General features: G+C 66.4%; 8 protein-coding genes. 2 read left to right on the forward strand and 6 right to left on the reverse strand.

From position 1 onward, the window contains the following. Positions 1–164: 164 nt before the first annotated feature. From AC5O77_RS21195 to glnA, 6 genes are all read right to left on the reverse strand, one after another. A complete protein-coding gene (locus tag AC5O77_RS21195) occupies positions 165–458 on the reverse strand; it encodes a hypothetical protein (RefSeq protein WP_014035514.1) in 294 nt (97 codons plus the stop codon). A 108-nt stretch (positions 459–566) separates the two neighbouring features. Further along, complete coding sequence (mltA, locus tag AC5O77_RS21200; protein WP_478058831.1) at positions 567–1733, reverse strand: murein transglycosylase A; 1167 nt, start codon at positions 1731–1733, stop codon at positions 567–569. Between the two features lie 67 nt (positions 1734–1800). Then, positions 1801–2547 carry an N-acetylmuramoyl-L-alanine amidase gene (locus AC5O77_RS21205; protein WP_189720335.1) on the reverse strand — a complete coding sequence of 249 codons (747 nt, stop codon included), beginning with the start codon at positions 2545–2547 and terminating at the stop codon, positions 1801–1803. A 248-nt stretch (positions 2548–2795) separates the two neighbouring features. Further along, positions 2796–4226, reverse strand: a complete 1431-nt coding sequence (locus AC5O77_RS21210) for an ammonium transporter (RefSeq protein ID WP_164080642.1) — start codon at positions 4224–4226, stop codon at positions 2796–2798. A 21-nt stretch (positions 4227–4247) separates the two neighbouring features. Beyond that, positions 4248–4586: a P-II family nitrogen regulator gene (locus AC5O77_RS21215; protein WP_004134334.1), complete on the reverse strand. Its 339-nt coding sequence runs from the start codon at positions 4584–4586 to the stop codon at positions 4248–4250. Between the two features lie 394 nt (positions 4587–4980). After that, a complete protein-coding gene (glnA, locus tag AC5O77_RS21220) occupies positions 4981–6390 on the reverse strand; it encodes a type I glutamate--ammonia ligase (RefSeq protein ID WP_004153533.1) in 1410 nt (469 codons plus the stop codon). A 224-nt stretch (positions 6391–6614) separates the two neighbouring features. On the opposite strand from glnA, the gene AC5O77_RS21225 reads away from it, so the two are divergent. Next, the gene (locus AC5O77_RS21225; RefSeq protein WP_012509682.1) at positions 6615–7409 is read left to right on the forward strand and encodes an undecaprenyl-diphosphate phosphatase; all 795 of its coding nucleotides are present in this window, start codon (positions 6615–6617) and stop codon (positions 7407–7409) included. A 73-nt stretch (positions 7410–7482) separates the two neighbouring features. Then, positions 7483–8310 carry an META domain-containing protein gene (locus tag AC5O77_RS21230; RefSeq protein ID WP_478058834.1) on the forward strand — a complete coding sequence of 276 codons (828 nt, stop codon included), beginning with the start codon at positions 7483–7485 and terminating at the stop codon, positions 8308–8310. Positions 8311–8520 lie beyond the last annotated feature (210 nt).

Below are 8520 nucleotides of genomic sequence, written 5' to 3' on the forward strand. Positions count from 1 at the left end.
TCGACGTTCGTGTGCGGGATGGGGATCGCTCGACTCGTCTGTCGGCTAGTATCCGCAGATGCATGCTTGACGGTCCCTCCACCCTGGCTCCTACATACCGCGTAGGAGCCGGGAGGAACATACAAGCATGGCTCGACTCTACAAAAGCGGGGTGGAGCGGTGGCTTACACCGGGTAGCCGGTAGCTTCCCGGGCCTTCTTCCAGGCACTTTCGAATTCGCGCGCGGAGATTTCGTCGTCTTCGTCGAAATCCAGGAACGACACCGGCTGGTCGGCCAGCAGGAAGCGGTCATCGCTGTGGGCATGCTCGTCGGCCCAGACCATCTTGGTGCCGTAGATCTCCACCTGGCGCACGATCTTCTCGCCACGGGCTTCCATCAGCACGTTGCCCTTGCCCAGGCCCGATTCGGCCCAGTGCTTGTAGTACTTCTTTGCGTTGTTGTTCTTGATGTTCTTCATTGCAGGGGTCCTGGCTGCAGGCGCGGCCGGAGAGTTCGGAATGGCGCCATTATCAGGCATCCGGGGTCAGAACCCTTTCCTGCGGAAAGGGATCCGACCCCTGCCGGTTCAGTTCGGCAACGCCACGCCCTTCGGCCACAGCATCCAGATGTTGCCCTTCTGCTTCATGTCGCCGGCCAGCTTGCCGGCGGCATCGCCGCTGCCCCAGTACAGGTCGGCGCGCACTTCACCGGCAATGGCGCCGCCGGTGTCCTGCGCGGCCACCGGGCGCACCACCGGGGTGCCGTCCGGGCGCGTGGTGGACAGCCACAGCAGGCTGCCCAGCGGCACCACGCTGCGATCCACTGCGACGCTGTAGCCGGCGGTGAGCGGCACGTTCAGTGAACCACGTGGGCCTTCCGGGCTGTCCGGGTTGCGCACGAAGAACACGTAGCTGGGGTTGCTGCGCAGCAGTTCCGGCACGCGCGCGGGATTGGCCCTGGCCCAGGCGCGGATCGCGTCCATGGTGACGTCTTCTTTCTTCAGCTGGCCCTGGTCGACCAGCCAGCGACCGATCGCGCGGTAGGGGTGGCCGTTCTGTTCCGCATAGGCCAGCCGCACCTGCGTGCCATCGGGCAGGCGCACCCGGCCCGACCCCTGGATCTGCAGCAGCTGCAGGTCCATCGGGTCGGTCAGCCAGGCCAGTACCGGCGCCTTGGCGCCCTTGGCCGCGATGGTGCCGGCGTCGTCATAGGGCTTGAGCACCTTGCCCTCGACGCGCCCGCGCAGGCGCTTGCCCTTCAATTCCGGGTAGACGCTGTCCAGCTGCACCACGATCAGATCATTCGGCGTGCCGTAAACCGGTACGGTGGCAGCAGCCGTGCGGGTGAGGCTGCCGGGGTAGATCGGCTCGTAGTAGCCGGTAATCAGCCCGTCGGCCTGGTGGCCGCCGGCACGCAATGCATAGACATCCAAATCGCGCTGCAGGAACTGGCGGATCGCCGCCGGGTCCTTGTCCGAAACCGTCGCGGCGGTGGCGCAGGGTTTGGCCCAGACCGCATCGTTCTTCAGGCGGGTGCAGCTGCTGCGCCAGGCGACGAAACCGGCCTGCAGGTCGCTGTCGGAGACCGGTGGCAGTGCGCTCCATGCGGCCTTGGCATAGGTGGCCGCGGGCGGCGTGACCGGCGTCGGCACTTCGGTTCCGGTGCGGGGAGCGGTGGTGGAGCAGCCGGCGAGCACGGCCGCTGCCAGCAGGATGCAGTGCCTGCGCTTGAAGAAGATGGCGGAATCGATCATGCCGCCATGGTGGAGTGCCGGCCGCTGGGCGGCAACCCAGCGCGGGGCCAAGCGTTCATGCGCCGGCTCACGGCGTCTGCAGCAGCAGGGAATGCAGGATGCGGGCGTCTTCAGCATCCAGTGTCTTCGGCAGGTCGTCGCGGCCACGGAAACGGCGGTGGAAGGCGGCGACGGTGGCGTCCCGGTTGTCGAGCGGATAGCCGAAGCGGGCCAGCGCATTCCACGCGTCGAAGCCTTCCGGCGCAGCCCCGTCGGCGGCGCGTGGCCATACGCCGAATCCAGCCTCCGCCAGCTGCTGCCACGGGAAGAACCGGCTCGGATCCTGCTTGCGCGTCGGCGCCAGGTCGGCATGGCCGATGACCTGGCGCGGCGGGATGTTCAGGCGGGTGGTGAGATCGCGCAGCAGCACGATCAGCGATTCGATCTGCGCCGCACTGAACGGGCTGCGGCCATCGTTGTCGAGCTCGATGCCGATCGAGGCGGAGTTGAGATCGGTGATGGTGCCCCAGCGCCCGGCGCCGGCGTGCCAGGCGCGGCGCTCATCGGCGACCAGCTGGTAGCGATGGCCATCGGCACCGATCAGGTAGTGCGCGCTGACTGGTCCACCGCTGTTGGCGGTGCGCAGCGTGCGCAGGCTCTGCTGCACCGATTTCTGTTCGGTGTGGTGGATGACGATGATGACCGGCGTGCGCGCATTCTGGTTGGGTGACGACACCCAGGTGGCGAGCGGGTTGCGGGTTTCCTGCGGCGCGGAGGCACAGGCGGCCAGCAGCAGGCAGGCCGAGAGCATCAGGGCGGTGCGGATCGGGTGCATGGCCCGATTGTGCGCGATCAGGCGCGATGATGCATGCCGCCGTGCCGAGCAAGCTTGGCACCCACCAGAGAGGATGCAGTAGATCCACGCCATGCGTGGATGGGCTAGCCGCTGTGCCGACCAACGGTCGGCACCCACCAGAGCAGACCCAGACCCAGTGCCAAGCAAGCTTGGCACCTACCAGACCAGTAGAAGTGCCGACCAACGGTCGGCACCCACAACATCAATGCAGCAGCTCGGCCGCTACTTCAGGCCTCGTAGGCGGACTCGCCGTGCGAGGTCACATCCAGGCCGGTGCGCTCTGCTTCCTCGGTCACGCGCAGGCCGACCACGCTGCGCACCACCAGCAGGATCAGCGTGGTCACTACCGCCGACCAGACCACGGTCAGGCCGACGCTGACCACCTGCACCCAGACCTGATGGGCGATATCCAGATCGGCCTTGGTGCCGCCCAGCGACTGCGCGCTGAACACACCGGTGAGAATCGCGCCGACGATGCCGCCGACACCATGCACACCGAACACGTCGGCGGTGTCGTCCACCTTCAGCAGGCGCTTCAAACCGGTCACACCCCACACGCAGACCACGCCGGCGACGAAGCCGATGATGATCGCGCCGAGCGGGCCGACGGTGCCGCAGGCCGGCGTGATGCCGACCAGGCCGGCGACTGCGCCCGAGGCCGCGCCCAGTGCCGACGGCTTGCCCTTGCTGATCGCTTCCACCAGCGTCCAACCGAGTACGGCAGCGGCCGTGGCCAGCACGGTATTGAGGAAGGCCAGCGAGGCGACGGTATCGGCGGCAGCGGCGGAACCCGCGTTGAAGCCGAACCAGCCGACCCACAGCAGCATCGCGCCGATATAGGTAAACGGCACGTTGTGCGGCTTCAGCGCGGTCTGGCCATAGCCCAGGCGCTTGCCGACGAACCACGCGGCGACCAGACCGGCCACACCGGCGTTGATGTGGACCACGGTGCCACCGGCGAAATCGATCGCGCCCATCTCACCCAGGTAGCCGCCACCCCAGACGATGTGCGCCATCGGGATGTAGCTGAGGGTGAACCACAGCGCCGAGAACAGCAGCACCGCACGGAACTTGATGCGCTCGGCGAACGCGCCGACGATCAGCGCGGTGGTGATGCCAGCAAAGGTCGACTGGAAGGCGACGAACAGGTAATCCGGCAGGCCCTTGATCGGGGTGTTGCCGACCGACTCCGGAGTGAAGCCCTTGAGGAAGGCGAATTCGGTGAACGAGCCGAAGAACGGGTTGCCCGTGCTGAACACCGCGCTGTAGCCATAGGCCACCCACAGCAGCAGCACCAGCGAGAACACCACCAGGATCTGGCTGAGCACCGACAGCACATTCTTCGAACGCACCAGGCCGCCATAGAACAACGCCAGGCCCGGCACCACCATCAGCAACACCAGCAGGGTGGACGTCAGCATCCAGGCCACGTCGCCATGGTCGTAGGTCGCGGCGGCTTCAGCCGCGGCCGGTGCGGCGGCCGCAGCGACCGGATCCTGCAGCGGTTCGACCGCCACGCTTTCGCTCGGCAGCGGCGAGATCTGGGCCTGAGCGTGGGCACTGCCCGGCCACGCACCGGCGGCCAGCGCGCTGAGCAGCATCAACAGGCACACGAAGTGGAACCGGGCTTGCCACCCGGTGAGAAGGCGCATCTTCATGGGGGAGTCTCCGGAAAGGGGTTACAGCGCGTCGGCACCGATTTCGCCGGTGCGGATGCGGATGACCTGTTCGACGGCGGTGACGAAGATCTTGCCGTCACCGATCTTGCCGGTGCCTGCCGACGACTGGATCGCTTCGATCACCGCGTCGGCACGCTCGTCGGTGACCACGGTTTCGATCTTGATCTTGGGCAGGAAGTCGACGACGTACTCGGCGCCGCGATACAGCTCGGTGTGGCCCTTCTGGCGGCCGAAGCCTTTCACTTCGGTCACGGTGATGCCCGACACGCCTGCGTCGGAGAGGGCCTCGCGGACCTCGTCGAGCTTGAACGGCCGGATGATGGCGGAGATCAGTTTCATGCGCATGTCCCGAGGGTGGATGGGGCCAGCGCGCCAGCGCGCGTTGGCATCAGGCAACCAGCGGCCATCAGGATGATGGCCGTGGCTGTTGCACCGGACACGTACAGGGCCGGGACGGCCGTGCCTCTCTCCTTGCACGACCGACGCGGGAGGGAGGGCGGCCCTGGTCGCGTATCCGGTCTCTCTTGCCCCTGTTTCAGCGGACCAACAGTCCGCTCTACTGCAGCGGGCCAGCGGCCCGCTCTACCACGGCGGGCCAGCGGCCCGCTCTGCCACGGCGGGTCGGGGTCCGCTCTACCACGGCGGACCGGGGCCCACCCTGCGGCTCCCCAGCCGCGAAGACGGAAGCGATGGCGGCGGGTGGGAGGGGGAAGCCCACCGCCATCGCCCCCGGTCAGCTGGCGTAGTACAGCTGGTATTCCAGCGGGTGGGTGGCCGCGCGGAACTTGGTCACTTCCTGCATCTTCAGCGCGATGTAGCCGTCGATGAAGTCATCGCTCATCACGCCGCCGGCCTTCAGGAACTCGCGGTCCTTGTCCAGCGCTTCCAGCGCCTGGTCCAGCGAGGAGCAGACCTGCGGGATCAGCTTCTCTTCTTCCGGCGGCAGGTCGTACAGGTCCTTGTCGCTCGGTGCGCCCGGGTCGATCTGGTTCTTGATGCCGTCCAGGCCGGCCATCATCAGCGCGGTGAAGGTGAGGTAGCCGGACTGGATCGGATCCGGGAAGCGCATTTCGATGCGGCGCGCCTTCGGGTTGGACACCCACGGAATGCGGCACGAAGCCGAACGGTTGCGGGCCGAGTAGGCCAGCATCACCGGTGCTTCGTAGCCCGGCACCAGGCGCTTGTAGCTGTTGGTGCCCGAGTTGGCGAAGGCGTTGATGGCCTTGGCGTGCTTGAAGATGCCGCCGATGTACCACAGCGCCAGCTGGCTCAGGCCGCCGTAGCCGTCACCGGAGAACAGGTTGGTGCCGCCCTTGGACAGCGACTGGTGCACGTGCATGCCGCTGCCGTTGTCGCCGACGATCGGCTTGGGCATGAAGGTGACGGTCTTGCCGTTGCGGTGCGCGACGTTCTTGATCACGTACTTCATGCGCAGCAGTTCGTCGGCCTTCTGCACCAGGGTGCTGAACTTGGTGCCGATCTCGCACTGGCCGGCGGTGGCCACTTCGTGGTGCTGCACTTCCACTTCGATGCCGACCTGTTCCAGGGTCTTGCACATCTCGGCGCGCAGGTCGTGCAGGGTGTCGGTCGGCGGCACCGGGAAGTAACCGCCCTTCACGCCCGGACGGTAGCCGCTGTTGGCGCCGTCGTACTTGGCGCCGCTGTTCCACGCCGCTTCTTCCGAGTCGACCTGGAAGAAGGTGTGGCCCATTTCATTGGCGAAGCGGACCGAGTCGAAGATGAAGAACTCCGGCTCCGGGCCGAAGAACGCGGTTTCGGCGATGCCGGAGGACTTCAGGTAGGCCTCGGCGCGCTTGGCGATGCCGCGCGGGCAACGGCCATACGGCTGCATGGTGGCCGGGTCGAGGATGTCGCAGCTGATCACGATGGTCGGATCGGCGTAGAACGGGTCGACGTAGGCGCTGGCGGTATCCGGCAGCAGCACCATGTCCGATTCGGCGATGCCCTTCCAGCCGGCGATCGAGCTGCCATCGAACATCTTGCCTTCTTCGAACAGCGACGGCTCGACGATGCTGACCGGGAAGGTCACGTGCTGCTCGACACCACGCATGTCGACAAAGCGCAGGTCGACGAACTCGATCTGGTTGTCCTTGATCAGCTTCTCAACGTTTTCCACGGACATCGGTACGACCTCGGATGGGGATGAATGCCTGCTGAGATACAGCAACGACCGTGCCAACTTTTCGCAGGCTGCAAGTCATTGATTTCAAAAAGGCCGCCCCGCAGCGGTGCAGAACCGTGCGCACCAAATGGGTGCAGCCGACAGCGGACGCACCCGTTTGGTGCGGCAGTGATCGTCTATCCTCTCGACCTTCTTCCTTCCTGCCGCGCGTGCCCGCACCGTCCATGTCCGACCTGCTCTCCGCCCTGTTGCTGGGCATCCTCGAAGGCTTGACCGAGTTCCTGCCGATCTCCAGCACCGGCCACCTGCTCATCGCCCAGCACTGGCTGGGTGCCCGTTCGGACTTCTTCAACATCGTCATCCAGGCCGGCGCGATCGTGGCGGTGGTACTGGTGTTCCGCCAGCGCCTGCTGCAGTTGGCCACCGGTTTCGGGCAGCGCGAGAACCGCGAGTACGTTTTCAAGCTGGGCGCGGCCTTCCTGGTCACCGCGGTGGTCGGCCTGGTGGTGCGCAAAGCCGGCTGGTCGCTGCCCGAGACGGTCAGCCCGGTGGCCTGGGCACTGATCATCGGTGGCATCTGGATGCTGCTGGTGGAGGCCTACACCGCGCGCCTGCCCGACCGCGACCAGGTGACCTGGACCGTGGCGATCGGCGTCGGCCTGGCGCAGGTGGTGGCCGGCGTGTTCCCCGGCACCTCGCGTTCGGCCTCGGCGATCTTCCTGGCCATGCTGCTGGGCCTGAGCCGCCGCGCGGCGGCTGCCGAGTTCGTGTTCCTGGTCGGCATTCCCACCATGTTCGCCGCCAGCGCCTACACCTTCCTGGAAATGGCCAAGGCTGGACAGCTGGGCAGCGAGAACTGGACCGAGGTGGGCGTGGCCTTCCTTGCCGCGGCCGTCACCGGCTTCGTCGTAGTGAAGTGGCTGATGGGCTACATCAAATCGCACAAATTCACCGCGTTCGCGCTTTACCGCATCGCGCTAGGCGCCGCGCTGCTGCTGTGGTTGCCGTCCGGCAGCTGAACAGCGCCGGGGCACGGTAACCCCGTTGCCGGCCCCACCCCGTTTCCCCCACGGTTCCCCAAGGAGAATCACCATGAACCGCAAGCTCACCCTGCTCCTCCCGCTGGCCCTGCTGGCCGCCTGCAGCCAGACCCCGGCCCCGGCCGGCACCGGCGGCGACGACGTGGCCCCGGCCGCGGCCAAGGCAGCAGACCAGCAGACGCTGGCGCACCTGGACGCGCAGCGCCTGCAGAGCCAGCACTGGCTGCTGCAGCAGGCCACCGCCGCCGACGGCAAGCGCATCGACGCGCTGTTCGTCCGCGAAGACAAGCCGGTCACCCTGGACTTCGCTGATGGCCGCCTGTCGGTCAGCAACGCCTGCAACCACATGGGTGGCGGCTACACCCTGGCCGACGGCAAGCTGACGGTCAGTGCGATGGCCTCGACCATGATGGCCTGCACCGACAAGGCGCTGATGGCGCTGGACGAGGCCGTGTCGAGCCGCCTGCAGGGCGAGCTGAAGGCCGAGCAGGATGCCGATGGCAAGCTGACCCTGACCAACGCGAAGGGCGACGTGCTGGTGTTCAACCCGGAACCGACCGCTGAAACCCGCTACGGCGGCGCCGGCGAAACCGTATTCCTGGAAGTGGCCGCCAAGACCGAGAAGTGCTCGCACCCGCTGATCCCGGACTACCAGTGCCTGCAGGTGCGTGAAGTGAAGTTCGACGACAAGGGCCTGAAGCAGGGTGAGCCGGGCAAGTTCGAGAACTTCTACGGCAACATCGAGGGTTACACCCACGAGGACGGCGTGCGCAACGTGGTGCGCGTGAAGCGCTACGAAGTGAAGAACCCGCCGGCCGATGCGCCGTCGCAGGCGTACGTGCTGGACATGGTGGTCGAGTCGGCCATCGAGAAGAAATAAAACGATGGAAGGGCGGCCAAAGGCCGCCCTTCTTCGTTGTGTAGAGTCGAGCCATGCTTGTATGTTCCTCCCGGCTCCTACGAGGTATGTAGGAGCCAGGGTGGAGGGACCGTCAAGCATGCATCTGCGGATACTAGCCGACAGACGAGTCGAGCGATCCCCATCCCGCACACGAACGTCGATAAAGGATCGTACGGCCCCCAAAGGGGA

The sequence above is a fragment of the Stenotrophomonas sp. INTA L402-1 genome, from assembly GCF_059295135.1.